15 protein-coding genes and 1 riboswitch are annotated in these 16,643 nt (G+C 64.6%); of the genes, 8 read left to right on the forward strand and 7 right to left on the reverse strand.

All coding sequences use genetic code 11. From position 1 onward, the window contains the following. The first annotated feature begins 48 nt into the window (after positions 1-48). The 3 genes from AC4P1R_RS14740 (at position 49) to AC4P1R_RS14750 (ending at position 2,996) form a co-directional block, all read left to right on the forward strand. Positions 49-1,002, forward strand: a complete 954-nt coding sequence (locus AC4P1R_RS14740) for an ABC transporter substrate-binding protein (RefSeq protein ID WP_225192061.1) — start codon at positions 49-51, stop codon at positions 1,000-1,002. A 324-nt stretch (positions 1,003-1,326) separates the two neighbouring features. Beyond that, on the forward strand, positions 1,327-2,205 hold the full coding sequence (locus AC4P1R_RS14745; RefSeq protein ID WP_071016201.1) for an ABC transporter permease: 879 nt from the start codon (positions 1,327-1,329) through the stop codon (positions 2,203-2,205). Further along, positions 2,202-2,996, forward strand: a complete 795-nt coding sequence (locus tag AC4P1R_RS14750; RefSeq protein WP_492177144.1) for an ABC transporter ATP-binding protein — start codon at positions 2,202-2,204, stop codon at positions 2,994-2,996. Before AC4P1R_RS14745 ends, AC4P1R_RS14750 begins: the two co-directional genes overlap by 4 nt. A 36-nt stretch (positions 2,997-3,032) precedes the next feature. Here the strand turns inward: AC4P1R_RS14750 and AC4P1R_RS14755 are convergent, their stop codons facing one another. Further along, a complete protein-coding gene (locus AC4P1R_RS14755) occupies positions 3,033-3,674 on the reverse strand; it encodes a LysE family translocator (RefSeq protein WP_069458779.1) in 642 nt (213 codons plus the stop codon). 171 nt (positions 3,675-3,845) lie between these two features. Between AC4P1R_RS14755 and AC4P1R_RS14760 the strand changes: the two genes are divergently transcribed. Next, entirely contained in the window at positions 3,846-5,063 is a 1,218-nt protein-coding gene (locus AC4P1R_RS14760; RefSeq protein WP_151611757.1) for an argininosuccinate synthase, read from the forward strand. 63 nt (positions 5,064-5,126) lie between these two features. Here the strand turns inward: AC4P1R_RS14760 and AC4P1R_RS14765 are convergent, their stop codons facing one another. From AC4P1R_RS14765 to AC4P1R_RS14785, 5 genes are all read right to left on the reverse strand, one after another. Continuing rightward, the gene (locus AC4P1R_RS14765) at positions 5,127-6,365 is read right to left on the reverse strand and encodes a multidrug effflux MFS transporter (RefSeq protein WP_492177145.1); all 1,239 of its coding nucleotides are present in this window, start codon (positions 6,363-6,365) and stop codon (positions 5,127-5,129) included. Then, complete coding sequence (locus tag AC4P1R_RS14770; RefSeq protein WP_225192059.1) at positions 6,362-6,841, reverse strand: MarR family transcriptional regulator; 480 nt, start codon at positions 6,839-6,841, stop codon at positions 6,362-6,364. Before AC4P1R_RS14770 ends, AC4P1R_RS14765 begins: the two co-directional genes overlap by 4 nt. Before the next feature lie 112 nt (positions 6,842-6,953). Continuing rightward, on the reverse strand, positions 6,954-8,780 hold the full coding sequence (locus AC4P1R_RS14775) for an ABC-F family ATP-binding cassette domain-containing protein (protein WP_225192058.1): 1,827 nt from the start codon (positions 8,778-8,780) through the stop codon (positions 6,954-6,956). Between the two features lie 4 nt (positions 8,781-8,784). Then, positions 8,785-9,435, reverse strand: coding sequence for a thiamine diphosphokinase (locus AC4P1R_RS14780; RefSeq protein ID WP_069458965.1), 651 nt, complete (start codon positions 9,433-9,435; stop codon positions 8,785-8,787). 79 nt (positions 9,436-9,514) lie between these two features. After that, positions 9,515-10,009 (reverse strand): GNAT family N-acetyltransferase, encoded by a 495-nt coding sequence (locus AC4P1R_RS14785; RefSeq protein ID WP_069458783.1) that lies wholly within the window; start codon positions 10,007-10,009, stop codon positions 9,515-9,517. A 205-nt stretch (positions 10,010-10,214) separates the two neighbouring features. Continuing rightward, positions 10,215-10,329: riboswitch (TPP riboswitch) on the forward strand. A gap of 47 nt (positions 10,330-10,376) precedes the next feature. On the opposite strand from AC4P1R_RS14785, the gene thiB reads away from it, so the two are divergent. From thiB to AC4P1R_RS14805, 4 genes are all read left to right on the forward strand, one after another. Beyond that, a complete protein-coding gene (gene thiB, locus AC4P1R_RS14790) occupies positions 10,377-11,405 on the forward strand; it encodes a thiamine ABC transporter substrate binding subunit (protein WP_492177146.1) in 1,029 nt (342 codons plus the stop codon). Between the two features lie 88 nt (positions 11,406-11,493). Next, positions 11,494-13,095: a thiamine/thiamine pyrophosphate ABC transporter permease ThiP gene (gene thiP / locus AC4P1R_RS14795; RefSeq protein ID WP_492177147.1), complete on the forward strand. Its 1,602-nt coding sequence runs from the start codon at positions 11,494-11,496 to the stop codon at positions 13,093-13,095. Beyond that, positions 13,092-13,814: a thiamine ABC transporter ATP-binding protein gene (locus AC4P1R_RS14800; protein WP_492177148.1), complete on the forward strand. Its 723-nt coding sequence runs from the start codon at positions 13,092-13,094 to the stop codon at positions 13,812-13,814. The genes thiP and AC4P1R_RS14800 overlap by 4 nt, the downstream gene beginning before the upstream one ends. A gap of 303 nt (positions 13,815-14,117) precedes the next feature. Next, positions 14,118-15,629 carry a M48 family metalloprotease gene (locus AC4P1R_RS14805; protein ID WP_069458786.1) on the forward strand — a complete coding sequence of 504 codons (1,512 nt, stop codon included), beginning with the start codon at positions 14,118-14,120 and terminating at the stop codon, positions 15,627-15,629. A 154-nt stretch (positions 15,630-15,783) separates the two neighbouring features. Here the strand turns inward: AC4P1R_RS14805 and AC4P1R_RS14810 are convergent, their stop codons facing one another. Further along, entirely contained in the window at positions 15,784-16,287 is a 504-nt protein-coding gene (locus AC4P1R_RS14810) for an invasion associated locus B family protein (protein ID WP_069458787.1), read from the reverse strand. Between the last annotated feature and the right edge of the window lie 356 nt (positions 16,288-16,643).

The raw sequence follows: 16,643 nt of genomic DNA on the forward strand, positions 1-16,643 counted from the left end.
TCTGAGCGGGACGCATTCAAGGCCGCTCGAAGAACAGGAGGAACCCCCATGCGTTCACTTCTCATCGCGCTTGCCGCCACCGTCGCGCTCGCGCTGCCGGCGCGCGCCGAGGACGTGACGGTCGCCGTGACGGCGATCGTCGAGCATCCGGCGCTCGATGCCGCCCGCGACGGCGTCAAGGATGCGCTTGCCGCCGCCGGCTACAAGGAAGGCGAGAACCTGAAATTCGTCTACGAGTCGGCGCAGGGCAATCCCGCGACCGCCGCGCAGATCGCCCGGCAGTTCGCCGGCGATGCGCCGGACGTGATCGTGCCGATCTCGACGCCGTCCGCCCAGGCCGTCGTCTCCTCGATCCGCGACATTCCGGTGGTCTTCACGGCCGTCACCGACCCGCTCGGCGCCCAGCTCGTCAAGGACATGGACAAGCCCGGCGGCAACGTCACCGGCCTTTCCGACATGTCGCCGGTCGCCGAGCATGTGGCGCTGATCAAGGAGATCCTGCCCGAGGCCAAGTCGATCGGCTTTCTCTACAATTCCGGTGAAGCCAATTCGGTCTCGCTGCTGGAGGTCCTGAAGGAAGAGGCCGAAAAGGCCGGTCTTAGCGTGGTCGAATCCGCCGCGACCAAGTCGGCCGAGGTCCAGGGCGCCGCCCGCGCCCTCGTCGGCCGCGCCGACGTGATCTATGTTCCGACCGACAACACGATCGTCTCCGCGCTCGAGGGCGCCGTGGCGGTGGCCGAGGAGAGCAAGCTGCCGCTCTTCACCGCGGACACGGATTCCGTTTCCCGCGGGGCGATCGCGGCCCTCGGCTTCAACTACTACGACGTCGGCAAGCAGACGGGTGAGGTGGTCGTGCGTGTCCTCAAGGGCGAAAACCCCGGCGATATCCCGGTCAGGGTCGCGGCCGGCACGGACCTGGTGGTCAACAAGAGTGCCGCCGAGAAGATGGGCGTCGCCCTGCCGGAAAGCGTACTTTCCCGCGCGACCCGCGTGATCGAGTAACGGCGGCCGGAACTGTGGCGCCGTGTCGATGTTTCGGCGTGGATCCTCGGGTCAAGCCCGAGGATGACGAAGTGGAAATGTAGGCGCAACTCCAAGGCCGGCGATGAGCCCCTGCCGCCGTCATCCTCGGGTCGTCCTCGGGTTAGACCCGAGGATGACCCGAGGATCCATGCCTGAGCGATGCCACAGGCAGCGGTACCAGTCCGCCGAAGGCGCACCGATCCGGCTTTTTGCCGTAAACTGCAGTCACCGGCTTTAGCCGGGGGGTGTTCACATGATGAAGTTCCGCGTCTCGCGGAGCGCCGAATGAGAGGACTACCGGTCTTGAGCCAAATCGCTTTCTGGGGAGCCGTGGAACTGGGACTCGTCTATGCCTTCATCGCCGTCGGCGTCTTCCTGGCCTTCCGGGTGCTCGACTTTCCCGACCTGACCGTCGACGGCTCGTTTCCGCTCGGCGCGGCGGTGACGGCGGTGCTGATCATCGCCGGCGTCAATCCGTGGCTCGCCGCGGCCGTCGCCATGGCCGCCGGGGCTGCCGCCGGCCTCGTCACGGCGCTCCTCAATGTACGTTTCCGCATCCTCAACCTCTTGGCCTCGATCCTGACGATGATCGGGCTCTTCTCGGTCAATCTGCGCATTATGGGCCGGCCGAATGTCGCGCTGATCAATGCCGACACCATGCTTTCGCCCTTCTATGGCCTGGGTCTCAGGGATTTCTACGTGCGGCCGTTCTTCGTCGGCATGCTGGTCGTCGTCGCGGTCGTCCTCGTCTGGCGCTTCCTCGAAAGCGATGCGGGGCTGGCGATGCGCGCGACCGGCGCCAATGCCCGCATGGCGCGGGCGCAAGGGGTCGAGACGAGCCGGCAGATCTATCTCGGCATGGCGCTTTCCAACGCGCTCGTCGCGCTCGGCGGGGCGCTATTCGCCCAGACCAACGGCTTTGCCGACGTAACCTCCGGCGTCGGCACCATCGTCGTCGGGCTCGCGGCGGTCATCATCGGCGAGACGCTGCTCGGCGCCCGCGGCATCCTGATCGCGCTTATCGGCTGCGTCTTCGGCTCGATCCTCTATCGCATCGCCATCCAGCTCGCGCTTTCGAGCGATGTGCTCGGCCTCAGGGCATCCGACCTCAATTTCGTCACCGCCGCTCTCGTTACCGTGGCCCTGATCCTGCCCCGCCTGCGCCGCGGAGGTGTCGCATGATCAATTTCAAGGACATCCGGGTCGTTTTCGGCAAGGGCACGCCGCTCGAGAAGCAGGCGCTGAACGGCGTCAGCCTGACGATCGACGAAGGCTCCTTTGTCACCGTGATCGGCTCGAACGGCGCCGGCAAATCCACCCTGCTCGGCGTGCTCGCCGGCGATGTGATAGCGAGCGCCGGCAAGGTGACGATCGGCGACACGGACGTGACGCGCAAGGGAACGGCGGCGCGTGCCGGTCTCGTCGCCCGCGTCTTCCAGGACCCGCTCGCCGGCAGTTGCGGCGCGCTGTCGATCGAGGAAAACCTGGCGCTTGCCGCCCGGCGCGGCGAACGTCGCGGGCTGGCGCCGGCGCTTGGGATCAAGCGCCGCGCGCATTTCCGCGAGCGCATCGCCGAGCTCGGCCTCGGGCTCGAAGGCCGCATGGGCGACCGCATGGACCTGCTTTCCGGCGGTCAGCGGCAGGCCGTCTCGCTGGTCATGGCGACGCTTGCCGGCTCGAAGGTGCTGCTGCTCGACGAGCACACCGCCGCGCTCGATCCCGGCATGGCGGAGTTCATCATGAACCTCACGCAGAAATTCGTCACCGAGCGCAGGCTGACGACGCTGATGGTCACCCATTCGATGCGCCAGGCGCTCGATTTCGGCCACCGCACGATCATGCTGCACGGCGGCGAGATCGTGCTCGACGTAGCGGGCGACAGCCGCAAGACGCTGGAGGTCGAGGACCTCATCGCCATGTTCCGCCGCATCCGCGGCCAGACGCTCGACGATGATGCGCTGCTGATCGGGTGAGTCGAACTCCGACGATCAGTCGCTACCGCCGCAGGCTCACCGCGCTTGCGTCAGAAAAATCTTCACCGCGAAGGCCGAGAACACCCCGGCGAAGCTGTAATCCATCGCCCGCATGACACGTCGGTTGCGCTGCAGCCACGCGGCAAGCCAATCTGCCGCGAACACCACGAGCGCGTTGACCGGCATGCCGATGACGATGAAGAAGAAGCCGAGGAACAAGAGCTTGCCGGTCACCGCCGGATCGCCGGCACTGACGAATTGCGGCAGGAAGGTCATGAAGAAGATCACGACCTTCGGGTTGAGGATGTTCACCGAAAAGCCCGTCGCGATGTTGGAGAGTGCCGAGCCCTTCGCTTCCGTCACCTTCGCCACCGAAAGGCTCGAGCCGTAGCGGATCGCCTGGATCGCGAGCCAAAGGAGATAGGCAGCACCCCCGGTCTTCAAAACCAGGAACGCCGTCGGCGACGCTGTGATCAGCGCCGAGATGCCGAAGGCGACGAGCAGCGTGTGGACGACGATGCCAAGCCCGGTGCCGAGCACCACGAACAGCGCCGCCTTCTTGCCCTGGGCCAGCGCCCGGCTGATCGAGAGCGTCATGTCCGGTCCGGGTGTGGCCGCCAGGAGCAGGCTCGCGGCAGCAAAGGCAAGGAGCGTCGGCAGGCTGGGCACGAAATCCATGGCTGTTCCTCGGGCGGATGATCTTTTCTGCTACCGCAGGATCCGCGCCTTTGCCAGCAGATTCGTCCGAATGCCGCTGGTTGCGCTTGTATCGCTCCGAGTTCTGGCTAAAGTGCCGCAGATTTTTCACGGGGCGCAGCAACGCCCTCAAAGACCAGACGGACAGACATCATGACATCGCACAAAGACGTGAAAAAGGTCGTTCTCGCCTATTCCGGCGGTCTCGACACCTCGATCATCCTCAAGTGGCTGCAGGCGGAACTCGGCGCCGAAGTGGTGACCTTCACCGCCGATCTCGGCCAGGGCGAGGAACTGGAACCGGCGCGCAAGAAGGCCGAGATGCTCGGCATCAAGGAGATCTATATCGAAGATGTCCGCGAGGAATTCGTGAAGGACTTCGTCTTCCCGATGTTCCGCGCCAATGCGGTCTATGAGGGCGTCTACCTGCTCGGCACCTCGATCGCCCGGCCGCTGATCTCCAAGCACCTGATCGACATCGCCCGAAAGACCGGCGCCGATGCGATCGCCCATGGCGCGACCGGCAAGGGCAACGACCAGGTCCGCTTCGAACTCTCGGCCTATGCGCTGAACCCGGACATCAAGATCATCGCCCCCTGGCGCGACTGGTCGTTCAAGAGCCGCACCGAATTGCTGGAATTCGCCGAGAAGCACCAGATCCCGGTCGCGAAAGACAAGAAGGGCGAGGCCCCCTTCTCCGTCGACGCCAACCTGTTGCACTCCTCCTCGGAAGGCAAGGTTCTCGAAGACCCGGCCCAGGAAGCGCCGGAATATGTGCACATGCGCACGATTTCGCCGGAAGCCGCTCCCGATAAGGCGACCATCATCAAGATCGGCTTCGAGCGCGGCGACGCGGTCTCGATCGACGGCGTTCGCCTGTCGCCGGCAACGCTGCTCGCCAAGCTCAACGACTATGGCCGCGACAACGGCATCGGCCGCCTCGACCTTGTCGAGAACCGCTTCGTCGGCATGAAATCGCGCGGCGTCTATGAGACGCCAGGCGGCACGATCCTGCTCGCCGCCCACCGCGCGATCGAGAGCATCACACTCGACCGCGGCGCCGCGCATTTGAAGGACGAGCTGATGCCGCGCTATGCCGAGCTCATCTATTACGGCTTCTGGTTCTCGCCGGAGCGCGAGATGCTGCAGGCGGCGATCGACAAGAGCCAGGAACATGTGGAAGGCGAAGTGACGCTGAAGCTCTACAAGGGCAATGTCATGGTCATAGGCCGCGAGAGCGACAAGTCGCTCTATTCCGACAAGCTGGTCACCTTCGAGGACGACCAGGGCGCTTACGACCAGAAGGACGCCGCAGGCTTCATCAAGCTCAATGCGCTGCGCCTGCGCACGCTGGCCGCGCGCAACCGTTGAGTTTGGTAGAGATTTGGAAGAAAGCCGCGGCGGAGCGATCCGCCGCGGCTTTTTGATTGGCACCTATTCCGCCGCGCCCTGCAGAGGTTCTTCGGCAAGCTCCGGCGCCGTCAGAGGTCTAAGACGAACGGTTCTGCGATACCAGAGATAGCTGGCTATCGAGATCAGCCCGAAGCCCGGGATGATCGTTCCGAGCGCCAGCACCGGCGCGCCGACGAGAGCGGCGAGCGCTCCGCCGACGAGCCCCGCCCCCATCTGGATGAAGCCCATCATCGCCGATGCAGTGCCGGCTATATGCGGGAAGGGCGCCATCGCCGCCGTCATCATATAGGGCATGACATAGGCGATGCCGAAGGCATAGAGACCGATCGGCACCATCACCGAGAAAAAGCTCGGATCGAGCGCGTGCATGCTGAAGGCCAGGCCGAGGCTCGCCGCACCGATGAAGAAAAGTCCCGCCGGCACCAGCGCCTGCGGCGTGAAGCGCCGCATCAGGAGCCGCACGGTGACGGTGCCCGAAAAGAAGAGCCCCGATTGCATCAGCATGCCGACGCCGAATTCGGTCGGCGTCAGGCCCACTTCGCCGATCAGCACGAAGGGCAGCATCGTCGCCCAGGCATAGAGGGCGCCGACCGCGCCGCCGATCACCAGCGTCGAGGAGACGAAGCGGCTGTCCCTCGACAGTTCGCCATAGGCCCGGAGAATCGGCAGGAGATGCCCCTTGCTGCGATCCGGCGTCGCCGTTTCGGCCATGAAGAACTGCACGGTAATACAGGCCATCAGCGCGAAACCGACCATCAGCAAGAAGATCGACCGCCAGCCGAAGAGGCCGAGCGCGATGCCGCCGAGCGTCGGCGAGACGGCGGGCCCGAGCGCGAGCATCATGCCGATCATGTTCATGAGGCGCGCGGCCGTCGTGCCGGTGAACTGGTCGCGAACGATGGCGCGCGCCACCGTCATGCCGACCGATGCGCCGATTCCCTGCACGAGCCTTCCGGCCAGCAGCATCGCGACGGACGGAGCAAAGGCCGCCATCAGGCTGCCGGCGAGATAGATCGCCATGAAGATCAAGGTCGCCCGGCGCCGGCCGATGACGTCGGACAGCGTGCCGGAAACGAGCTGAGCGAAGGCGAAGCCGCCGAAATAGAGCGACAGCGTCATCTTGATCGCCGCTTCGCTCGAAGAAAAGGCGCGTACGAGCTCCGGCATGGCCGGCGTGTAGAGCGCCATGGAAACGGGGCCGAGCGCCACGAGGAAGGCACCGATGATGCTCGTGCGCCGCTCGCTCATCCGCAGCGTCATTCGGCCGCTCCCTTGTCCTTGCGGGCAAGGCAGGGATCGAGCCGGCGGAGATTGTCGCGCAGGATCTTCAGATTGGCGCGCAGCAGCTCCCGTCCCTCCTCTCCGAGGCCTTCGGTATAGGCGTTCATCATCTCGCGCAGGCCTCCGGTCAACGCGGAAAGCAGCGGATCGGCGCTGTCGGTGACGACGACATTCTTCGCGCGTCGGTCGGCCGGGTCCGGCACACGCGCGACGAGCCCCATCGTCTCGAGGCGATCGAGATAGGTCGAGAGCGTCATCGGCTCGATTCCCATGCGGGTGGCGATTTCCGCCTGCTTGATCCCTTCGGTCGCCGCCACCTGGATCAGGGCCCGCGCCTCGCCCGGGGTGATGCCGAGCGCCATCTGATTGACCTTGCGGTCGAAGGCGCCGCGCAACAGGCGGGAGACATCGGTGAGCAGCATTCCGATCGCATCGGAATCGAATTTTGTCGGCATGGAATGGGTTCTCAATGAAGATAATAAGGTTTACTTATCATATCCATTGAAGGTGCTCAATGCGGGATGGAGAGACGCCGGCTGAGGCAGGCGTTCTGGCGTTTCTAGGGTCTCAGCCCTCGAGCTCCTCGCGCAGCATTTCGAGCTCCAGCCACTCCTCCTCCATTCGCGCGAGCCCCTCTTTCAGCTTTTCGAGCTCGGCGGCAAGCCTGGCAAAACCGTCCGGATCGCGGGAGAAGAGGTTGGGGTCGTGCATCTTCTCTTCCCGCCTGGCGATCTCCGCTTCGGCCTTGGCGATCTCCTTCGGCAGGGTCTCGAGCGCGAATTTCTGCTTGTAGGAAAGCTTGCCCTTCGCCTTCTGCGGCTCGGCGGTTTCGGCAGCAGCGTCGCTCGCCCTGGCCTTCTCCGACCTTTCCGCCTTGCGCCGCTCCTCGATCGCGCCCCGGCGCTGCGCCATCATGTCGGTATAGCCGCCGGCATATTCGATCCAGCGACCGTCGGGCGCCTCCGGATCGGCCGGTGCGATGGTGGAGGTCACCGTCCGGTCGAGGAAGTCGCGATCGTGGCTGACGAGGATCACCGTGCCGACGAAGCCGGCGACGATCTCCTGCAGGAGGTCGAGCGTCTCGATGTCGAGGTCGTTCGTCGGCTCGTCGAGGATCAGCAGGTTTACGGCGCGCGCGAGAATGCGGGCGAGCATCAGCCGCGCCCGCTCGCCGCCGGAAAGCTCGCGGATCGGCGTGCGCGCCTGCTCCGGCTGGAACAGGAACTCCTTCATGTAGCCCGTGACGTGGCGCTGCTCCCCATTGACCAGCAGCGTCTCGCCGCGCCCGTCGGTCAGATAATGCGCCAGCGTATCGTCGAGGTTGAGCTCCTCGCGTTTCTGGTCAAGCGTGGCGATCTCGAGATTGGTGCCGAGCCTGACACTGCCGGAATCCGGCTCGAGCTGGCCGGTCAGAAGCTTGAGCAGCGTCGTCTTGCCGGCGCCGTTCGGTCCGACGAGGCCGATCCGGTCGCCGCGATGGACGCGGATCGAGAAGGGCGCGACGATGGTGCGATCGCCATAGGCCTTGGTGATCTTTTCCGCCTCGATGACGAGCTTGCCCGACTCCCTGGCATCGGAAACGCCCGCCTGGATCGTGCCCTGCGGCCCTTTGTGGCCGCGATAGCGGGCACGCATGTCCTTGAGTTCGCCCAGCCGGCGCATGTTGCGCTTGCGCCGCGCGGTGACGCCATAGCGCAGCCAGTGCTCTTCCCGTTCGATCGCCTTGCCGAGCTTGTGCTGCTCCAGTTCCTCCGCCTCCAGCACCTCGTCGCGCCAGGCCTCGAAATGGGCAAAGCCGCGATCGAGCCGGCGCGACTGGCCGCGGTCGAGCCAGACGGTCGCGGTCGAGACCCTTTCGAGGAAACGCCGGTCGTGGGAGATCAGCACCAGCGCCGAACGGCTGCGCACGAGCTCGTCTTCCAGCCATTCGATCGTCGGCAGGTCGAGATGGTTGGTCGGCTCGTCGAGAAGCAGGATATCGGGCTCCGGCGCCATGACCCGCGCCAGCGCGGCGCGGCGCGCCTCGCCGCCGGAAAGCCGCTTGGGATCCTCTTCCCCCGTCAAACCGAGATGCTGCAACAGATAGCTGACGCGATAGGGGTCGTCGCCCGGGCCGAGCCCGGACTCCGCATAGGCCTGCACGTTGTCGTAGCCCTCGAAGTCCGGCGCCTGGTGCAGGTAGCGGATCGTCGCCGAGGGATGGCGGAAGACCTCGCCGGATTGCGGTTCGGCAAGGCCGGCGGCGATCTTCAGCAGCGTCGACTTGCCGGAACCATTGCGGCCGACGAGGCAGATGCGGTCGCCGGGCTCCACCTGCAGGCCGGCGCCGGCGAGAAGCGGCGCGCCGCCGAAGGTGAGGAAAATGTCGTCGAGTTTCAGGATGGGGGGCGCCAAGGCGTCAGGCTCCGGAAAGATCATAGGGCCGGGCAAGCACGACGGCCCGGCCGGATTTCAGGGAAAGGCGAACGGGGCCTTCCGCCACGTTGGAAATCGTCCGCGACGATCCGAAGGGCAGATGGAAATCGTCGAGCGGATAACGCGCGTTTTCGATGGTAAGGCCGGAAAGCTCGGTGAAACCGAGGATCGAGAACAGGCTGCCCTTGGGCAGGTCGATCTCCCGCGACCCCGGCCGCAGCGGCCAGGCCTCTTCCTCGCCGGAGGTCATGAAGACCGCAAGCCCCTCTTCCGCGAGCGCGGCGAGCCGCAACAAGTGCAGAAAGGCATGGTCGCTACGGGTGCCGCCGAGCGCACCGGCAAAGATCAGCGATGTCGCGCCGCGCGAAAGCGCCGCCTCGACGGCGATCTCGCCATCGGTGGCGTTCTTCTCCGCCGGGTATTTTTCCCGCGGCACCTCGGCGAATTCCGAAAAGAGTGACTCTTCGGTCGAATCGAAGTCGCCCACCCAGAGGTCCGGCAAGACTTGCAGCGTCCTCGCATGGCGCATGCCGCCGTCGGCGGCGATAAACCGGCTGCCGGCCAATTGCGCCGTTAGCCGCTCCGTCAGGGTAAGCGCGCCGCCGAGAAGAATTGTGAAGGGTGATTGGCTCATGGCAGAAGCCCATAGCGCAAAGCGGCTCTGAAGGGAAAGGCCCGGCACCGCCGTTTGCGTCCGGTATCCTTCGCCAACGTCACTCGCGCGGCTCGGGTTCCGCGCCATTGTCGGGCCGGAGCAGATCCGCATAGATGCCGGGCGTCGAATCCGGTATTTCCACCGCACCGACGGTACGCGTGTAGAATTCGGTCGGACCGGCACCGCCGATGATCGCATAGGCGTAGCCGGCCGCGCGCATCGCGATCAGGCTTTCAATGAGCAGCGCCTCGCCGATGCCGCGGCCGCGCATCGTCCCATCCACTCCGGTAGGGCCGAAGAAGCCGAGCGCGGTCACGTCATGGCAGGCGAATCCGACGAGCGCGCCCTGATGGAGCGCGATATGGATGCGTGTCGGCGTCGAGGAGAAGGCGGCTTCCGCCTCTCCCGCCCAGCCGGCGCCGAAATGCTCACCCACCCAGCAGACGACGGTCCGGCGCTCGGGCGCCATGGCGCGCCGGATCGAGATGTCGGGGCCGAGCCGGCCGGCGCGACTCTCCGGCAGGGCGTAGAGCCGAACGAGCATGTCTGGCATCAACCCATACCCCGCGCCTTGTGACCGGCCGTCCGTGAACTAACTTCGCCGGTACGTGTTGAACATGTGAGGAAGGCCTCCGCATCTTGATAGCGCAGACGGCGTGCCAAGCGAAAGCCCCTGACGCATCGCCGCAGACCTCATCAGACGCGCGGCGCTCTTAAAACTGCGCTTGCGTTGACTGCCCCCGGAAGCTAAATCTTGGCCTGCTCTAACGGGGTGCCATCCGCCGGCTTTCGGGCGGTGGCTGAGAGGCGTCACGCCAACCCGCGGAACCTGATCCGGCTCGTACCGGCGGAGGGATTAGAAGCGATCGGACCGAACGCCCTTTTCCCGTGCAGCAAGAACAACAGGGAAGAGGTGCCACATGCCCAGTTCATTCCACAGCAAGATAGTCAACCGGCTTGCGATCGCCGCCTTTGCCCTCGCCGCCTCTTCGGCAAGCGCCCTTGCCGCGGAAAAAACGCTGACGATCTACACCTATGAGAGCTTCATCAGCGAATGGGGCCCGGGCGCCAAGGTCGCCGAGGCTTTCGAGAAGAGTTGCGGCTGCAAGGTCGACTATGTCGGCGTCGCCGACGGGGTCGAGTTGCTGACGCGGCTGAAGCTCGAGGGTGAAGCCACGAAGGCCGACATCGTCCTCGGACTCGACACCAATCTGGTTGCCGAAGCCAAGGCCACCGGCTTGTTCGCGCCACACGCCCTCGACACCAAGGGGCTCGAGGTTCCCGGCGATTTTTCCGACGGCGTGTTCATTCCCTATGACTACGGCCACTTCGCCGTGGTTTATGACACGGAAGTGCTGAAGGAGCCGCCGAAGAGCCTGAAGGAACTGGTCGAAGGCGATCCGTCGCAGAAGATCGTCATCGAGGATCCGCGCACCTCGACGCCCGGCCTCGGGCTGCTGCTCTGGATGAAATCGGTTTATGGCGACGAGGCGGGCGAAGCCTGGGCCAAGCTCAAGGAACGTGTTCTGACGGTGACCCCCGGCTGGTCGGAGGCCTACGGACTCTTTACCAAGGGCGAGGCGCCGATGGTGCTTTCCTACACCACCTCGCCCGCCTACCATATGGTTGCCGAAAACACCGACCGCTACCAGGCGGCGCCATTCGCCGAGGGCCATTACATCCAGATCGAAGTGGCCGGCATGACGAAGAATGCGGACGATCCGGAACTTGCCCGGCAATTTCTCGCCTTCATGATCGGACCCGAATTCCAGTCGATCATTCCGACGACCAACTGGATGCTGCCGGTCGGCGAAACCAGGGAGCCCCTGCCGGAGGCGTTCGGCAAGCTCGTCCAGCCTGAAAAGACGTTCCTGATGTCGCCCCAAGACGTCGCCGATAACCGCAAGGCCTGGATCGACGAGTGGCTGGCGGCGATGAGCCGAAACTGAGGCCAAGCAGGTTCCGGGAAGTCGCACGCGAATTCCGATGAGAACCTGCAAAGGAATAAGAGCTAAATTGTTTGCGCGCGAGAACAGGATGACGATTGCCGCCGGGGGCTTGGTCCTCGGCGGCATCCTGCTTTTCGTCGGCCTCGCCGCTGCGGCTCTGCTCGCACACGGCGGCGCCGATGGCCGCCAGGATCTTTTCGACGCCTATGTCTGGCGCGTCACCCGGTTCACGCTTCTGCAGGCAAGCCTCTCGACCGGACTGTCGATCCTCTTCGCGATCCCCGTCGCCCGCGCGCTTGCCCGCCAGGCCGCCTTTCCGGGCCGCATCTGGCTGTTGCGGCTGATGGCGCTGCCGCTGGGGCTGCCTGCGCTGGTCGCCGCGCTCGGCCTGATCGAGGTCTGGGGTCGGCAAGGCTTTCTCAACCGGGCCCTGACGGCCATCGGCATCGTCGCACCAATCAGCATCTACGGGCTTTTCGGCATCCTTTTGGCCCATGTCTTTTTCAACATGCCGCTGGCCGTGAGGCTTATGCTCGCCGGACTTGAGCGTATCCCGGCCGAATACTGGCGCACCTCCGCCAATCTTGGCATGGGCTCGTTCGCGATCTTCCGCTTCATCGAATGGCCGGCGATCCGCGGCCTGCTGCCGGGCATTGCCGGCCTCGTCTTCATGCTCTGCGCCACCAGCTTCACGCTGGTGCTGACGCTTGGCGGCGGCCCCGCCGCAAGCACCATCGAGGTGGCGATCTACCAGGCGCTGCGTTTCGATTTCGATCCGCCGCGGGCGATCGCGCTGGCCGGCCTCCAGGTGGTGCTGACCGGTCTTCTGCTTTTCCTCCTCAAATTCGTGGCGCCGCCGCCGGAGGAGGGCGAGACCAGCGGCAGGGCGATCCGCCGCTTCGACGGTTCTAAAGGCGTTGCGCGCCTTGCCGATCGGATCTGGCTGACCCTTGCGCTGATTTTCGTCGGCACACCCTTCGCCGCCATCGCGGCGTCCGGCTTGCGGGCGGATCTGGCCCGGCTGCTTTCCGAACATGCCTTCCACCAGGCACTGCTGACGAGCGCCGCAGTCGCACTGCCTTCGGCGGCGATCGCCGTCGCAATCGCCGCCCTGATGATCCGCACCCAGCGGCTGGTGCTTTCTCGGCGGCGCCGCGGCATGCCGGCCCGGTTCTTTGCCGGTACGATCGGCGCCAGCATGTCCTTTATCCTGCTCGCCCCGCCGATCGTGCTCGGCGCCGGGTGGTTCCTGCTATTGCGCCCCTTCGGCGACGTCGCCCGCTTCGCCCCCTTGGTCGTTATCGCCATCAATGCGCTGATGGCGCTGCCGTTCGTGCATCGGGTGCTCGCCCCCGCCATGGCCACCCATGCGGTGCGAACCGAGCGTCTCGCCGCAAGCCTCGGCATAGGCGGCTTCCATCGCCTGCGATGGATCGATTGGCCGCCGCTGCGCAAGGCCTTCTTCACGGCCTTTTCCTTTGCCCTCGCCCTGTCGCTCGGAGATCTTGGCGCGATCGCGCTTTTCGGTTCGCAGGACCTCGCCACCCTGCCCTGGCTGCTCTATAGCCGCATGGGCAGCTACCGCACCGCCGACGCGGCGGGGCTCGCCCTTCTACTCGGCATCCTGTGCCTGATCTTCACCATGCTCGGCACGGCGGGGGATGACAAAACGCGAGGCCTGCGGACATGACTTCCGCAGCCGTTATCCTCAGGGACGCAAAGGTGCGCTTCGAAACGACGGTTCTGGCGTTCGACTGCACCGTTCCGGCGGGAGAGATCGTCGCCGTCGCCGGTCCCTCCGGCTCGGGAAAGTCGACGCTCCTCAACGTCATCGCCGGCTTTGAGGAGCCGGACGAAGGCGAGGTCCGCATCTTCGGCGACGACATGGCCGGCCGCCTGCCGGCCAACCGGCCCGTCTCGGTCATCTTTCAGGAAAACAACCTCTTCACGCATCTCGACGTCGCCGCCAATGTCGGTTTCGGCATCAGTCCCTCGCTTCGCCTGTGCCGCGGCGATCGCGAGAGGATCGAAGAGGCGCTCGACCGAGTCGGCCTTGCCGGCTTCGGCGAGCGATTGCCGCCGACGCTTTCCGGCGGCGAACGCCAGAGGGTGGCGCTTGCCCGCGCGCTGGTGCGCCACCGGCCGCTGCTTCTGCTAGACGAGCCCTTCGCTGCGCTCGACCCCGGCATGCGCGCGGAAATGCGCAACCTGCTTGCCGATCTCCATCACGAGGAGGGCAATACCATCCTGATGATCACGCATCATCCCGATGACGTGAGGCTCTTCTCCGACAGCGTGCTTTTCCTCGATCAGGGACATATAGTCGCCCACGATCCGATCGACCGCTTTCTGGGGCGGCGGGACCTCACGGCGATCAACCGCTTTCTCGGCCAAGAATCAGGACGATGAAATTTAGCACGGCGAAATTTAATCTGCCCTTCGCCACAATTTGACCGCCGGGCTGTGCGACGGGCGGAACACCCGGCCGGGTGGACGCGTTACTCGCGCATCCGTTGCTGCGATACCACGGGGCAACTATTTCTATCGGGATCGGCTAGGCAGATGGCGCTTAAATCGATAGAGCAGGGATCGTAGCTGACGAAACCCTATGCCGGGGAACCCTATCCGGCTGAAAAGGTGGGATTTTTCATCGCTGACGGTAGATGGGACCGAGAGCCCGGGCGACTTCGGCGGCTGAGATTGGGCTGAGGCATGGCAAGGCAGACAGTCACAAACGACTGGTTTCCGGCGTGGCGCGGAGGCAAGACGGCGCGATCCCTGGTTGTGTTATCCAGTGCCGCGCTGCTCTCCGCCTGCCAATCGCTGATCGAGCAGACCTACGAGCCGACCGTCTCGCCCTCCTCCAATCCGCAGATCGTCGAGGAAGTGCAGAAGAACGATCCGCGTGCCCAGCTCGGCGCGCGCGAACATCCGCGCATTGTGGCGAGCTACGGCGGCGAATATCGCGACGCCAAGACGGAGCGGCTGGTCGCCCGCATCACCGGCGCGCTGACGGCGGTCTCCGAAAACCCGCAACAGTCCTACCGCATCACCATCCTCAATTCTCCGGCGATCAACGCCTTTGCGCTTCCCGGCGGTTACCTCTACGTGACACGCGGCCTGCTGGCGCTTGCCGACGACGCCTCCGAGGTCGCAGCCGTGCTGTCTCACGAAATGGCGCATGTCACGGCCAATCACGGCATCCAGCGCCAGCAGCGCGAGGAAGCCGAGGTGATCGCCAGCCGCGTGGTGGCCGAAGTGCTCTCCTCCAATCTCGCCGGCAAACAGGCGCTCGCCCGCGGCAAGCTCAGGCTTGCCGCCTTCTCGCGCAACCAGGAACTGCAGGCGGACGTGATCGGCGTGCGCATGCTGGGCGAAGCCGGCTATGATCCTTATGCGGCGGCACGCTTCCTCGATTCCATGGCCGCCTATGCCCGCTTTACCGCCGTCGATCCCGAATCGGACCAGAGCCTCGACTTCCTCTCGAGCCACCCCAATGCGCCGCAACGCGTCGAACTGGCACGCCGTCATGCGCGCGCCTTCGGCCCGGAAGGGACGAGCGGCGACCGCGGACGCGACTATTATCTCGCCGGCATCGACGGACTGCTCTATGGCGACAGCCCGCAGGAGGGCTACGTGCGCGGGCAGACCTTCCTCCACGGAAAGCTCGGCATCCGTTTCGACGTTCCGACAGGCTTCCAGATCGACAACAAGGCCGAGGCCGTACTCGCGACCGGGCCGGGCGACGTCGCAATTCGCTTTGACGGTGTCGCCGACACGGCACGACGCAGCCTGACGGATTACCTGGCCAGCGGCTGGGTCACCGGTCTGCAGCCCGATACGATCAAATCCGTCATGCTCAACGGTCTGGAGGCGGCGACCGCTTATGCCTCCGCCGACCGCTGGGACTTCGACGTTACGGTGATCCGGATCGACGATCGTATCTACCGGTTCCTGACGGCCGTACCGAAGGGCTCGGCCGCACTCGAAGCCACCGCGAGCCATTTGCGCAATTCCTTCCGTCGGATGGCTCCGGGAGAGATCAAGTCGCTGAAGCCGCTGCGTATCCGTGTGGTGACCGTGAAGCCGGGCGAGACCATCGCCACATTGACCTCGCGCATGATGGGCACCGACCGCAAGCTCGACCTTTTCCGGCTGATCAATGCGATGCAGGTCACCTCCACCGTCAAGCCGGGCGACAAGGTGAAGATCATCTCCGAGTGAAACGCACCGGTCGGAAAATCAGAACCAATTTTCGGAAGGCTGGATGAGCCGATTCAAAGTCACGACGCCACGTGCCATGCCATGCCTGGCGCACGTGCAAAAAAGGCCCGGCAATCCACCGGGCCTTCGTCAATAGGAAAGCTTGACTTGCCTCTTACTTGCAGGCCTCGATCTGCTTCAAGGCGGCAGAGATGCCGGACAGCGAATAGGAGTAGGAGGTCTCGGTGCCACGGCGTGATTTGGCGCTGACGGACATGGCTTTGCCGGACTTCATAGCGGCGACCATTGCCGGCTCCTCGGCGGCGTTTTCCACCCAGGCGGAGTTGCCCTTGGTGAACAGGACGAAAGTCCGCCCGTCGATGACGACGTTCACCTTCGAATTATCCTGCAACGGGTAGCCCATCATGGCCTGCGGCTCGTAGCTGATGTTCTGGCCCGGGCGCTGCGAGACGAGAAAGAAGATGTCGCCATGATCGACGCCGGCCGGGCTCTTTTCCTTCGGCACGGAGAGAACATAGCAAACCTTGCCGTTGCCCGACTGGTAGGAATAGGCGCCCCAGGCATTGAATTGCTGAATTCGCGTCGGCGATTGCGCAGAAGCGACGCCGGCTGCAGCCATGACGAGTGCGATTGCAGTTGCGATCTTTCTTACAAACATGAGTTCCTGCCGATTTTCTTGGTCGCGATACCCGCAACAGGCTTACACGGGCTACGCATAGTCACGATTTGAATTTATTTTGACTTAATTCAGGTTACCAAATCGTCAACGATCGTCGAAATCGCTGCATCTCGCCCCTCCCGAACGGACCTGGGAAAGCCTCGCGGGACCCGATCCCCATTCTTGCGGGAACCACCGTCGATGGCTTTACCACAAGGCCTTGCCGGCCGGTACCCCTGTATCAAATCCAACCACCATCCGCCGCCTTCGCGCGCGGCCGATTCGTTCCGGAACTCTATGCCACAAAGAATCGGGCAAGAGTTTGTCTTTGCTGGCGGAAATACGGCAACGCGTCG

This window comes from Sinorhizobium sp. Y406, from assembly GCF_058732025.1.

Coding starts and splice junctions, on each gene's coding strand:
- AC4P1R_RS14740 (WP_225192061.1), top strand. CDS start 49: ATGCGTTCACTTCTCATCGCGCTTGCCGCCACCGTCGCGCTCGCGCTG.
- AC4P1R_RS14750 (WP_492177144.1), top strand. CDS start 2,202: ATGATCAATTTCAAGGACATCCGGGTCGTTTTCGGCAAGGGCACGCCG.
- AC4P1R_RS14755 (WP_069458779.1), bottom strand. CDS start 3,674: ATGGATTTCGTGCCCAGCCTGCCGACGCTCCTTGCCTTTGCTGCCGCG.
- AC4P1R_RS14760 (WP_151611757.1), top strand. CDS start 3,846: ATGACATCGCACAAAGACGTGAAAAAGGTCGTTCTCGCCTATTCCGGC.
- AC4P1R_RS14765 (WP_492177145.1), bottom strand. CDS start 6,365: ATGACGCTGCGGATGAGCGAGCGGCGCACGAGCATCATCGGTGCCTTC.
- AC4P1R_RS14770 (WP_225192059.1), bottom strand. CDS start 6,841: ATGCCGACAAAATTCGATTCCGATGCGATCGGAATGCTGCTCACCGAT.
- AC4P1R_RS14780 (WP_069458965.1), bottom strand. CDS start 9,435: ATGAGCCAATCACCCTTCACAATTCTTCTCGGCGGCGCGCTTACCCTG.
- AC4P1R_RS14785 (WP_069458783.1), bottom strand. CDS start 10,009: ATGCCAGACATGCTCGTTCGGCTCTACGCCCTGCCGGAGAGTCGCGCC.
- thiB (WP_492177146.1), top strand. CDS start 10,377: ATGCCCAGTTCATTCCACAGCAAGATAGTCAACCGGCTTGCGATCGCC.
- thiP (WP_492177147.1), top strand. CDS start 11,494: ATGACGATTGCCGCCGGGGGCTTGGTCCTCGGCGGCATCCTGCTTTTC.
- AC4P1R_RS14800 (WP_492177148.1), top strand. CDS start 13,092: ATGACTTCCGCAGCCGTTATCCTCAGGGACGCAAAGGTGCGCTTCGAA.
- AC4P1R_RS14805 (WP_069458786.1), top strand. CDS start 14,118: ATGGCAAGGCAGACAGTCACAAACGACTGGTTTCCGGCGTGGCGCGGA.
- AC4P1R_RS14810 (WP_069458787.1), bottom strand. CDS start 16,287: ATGTTTGTAAGAAAGATCGCAACTGCAATCGCACTCGTCATGGCTGCA.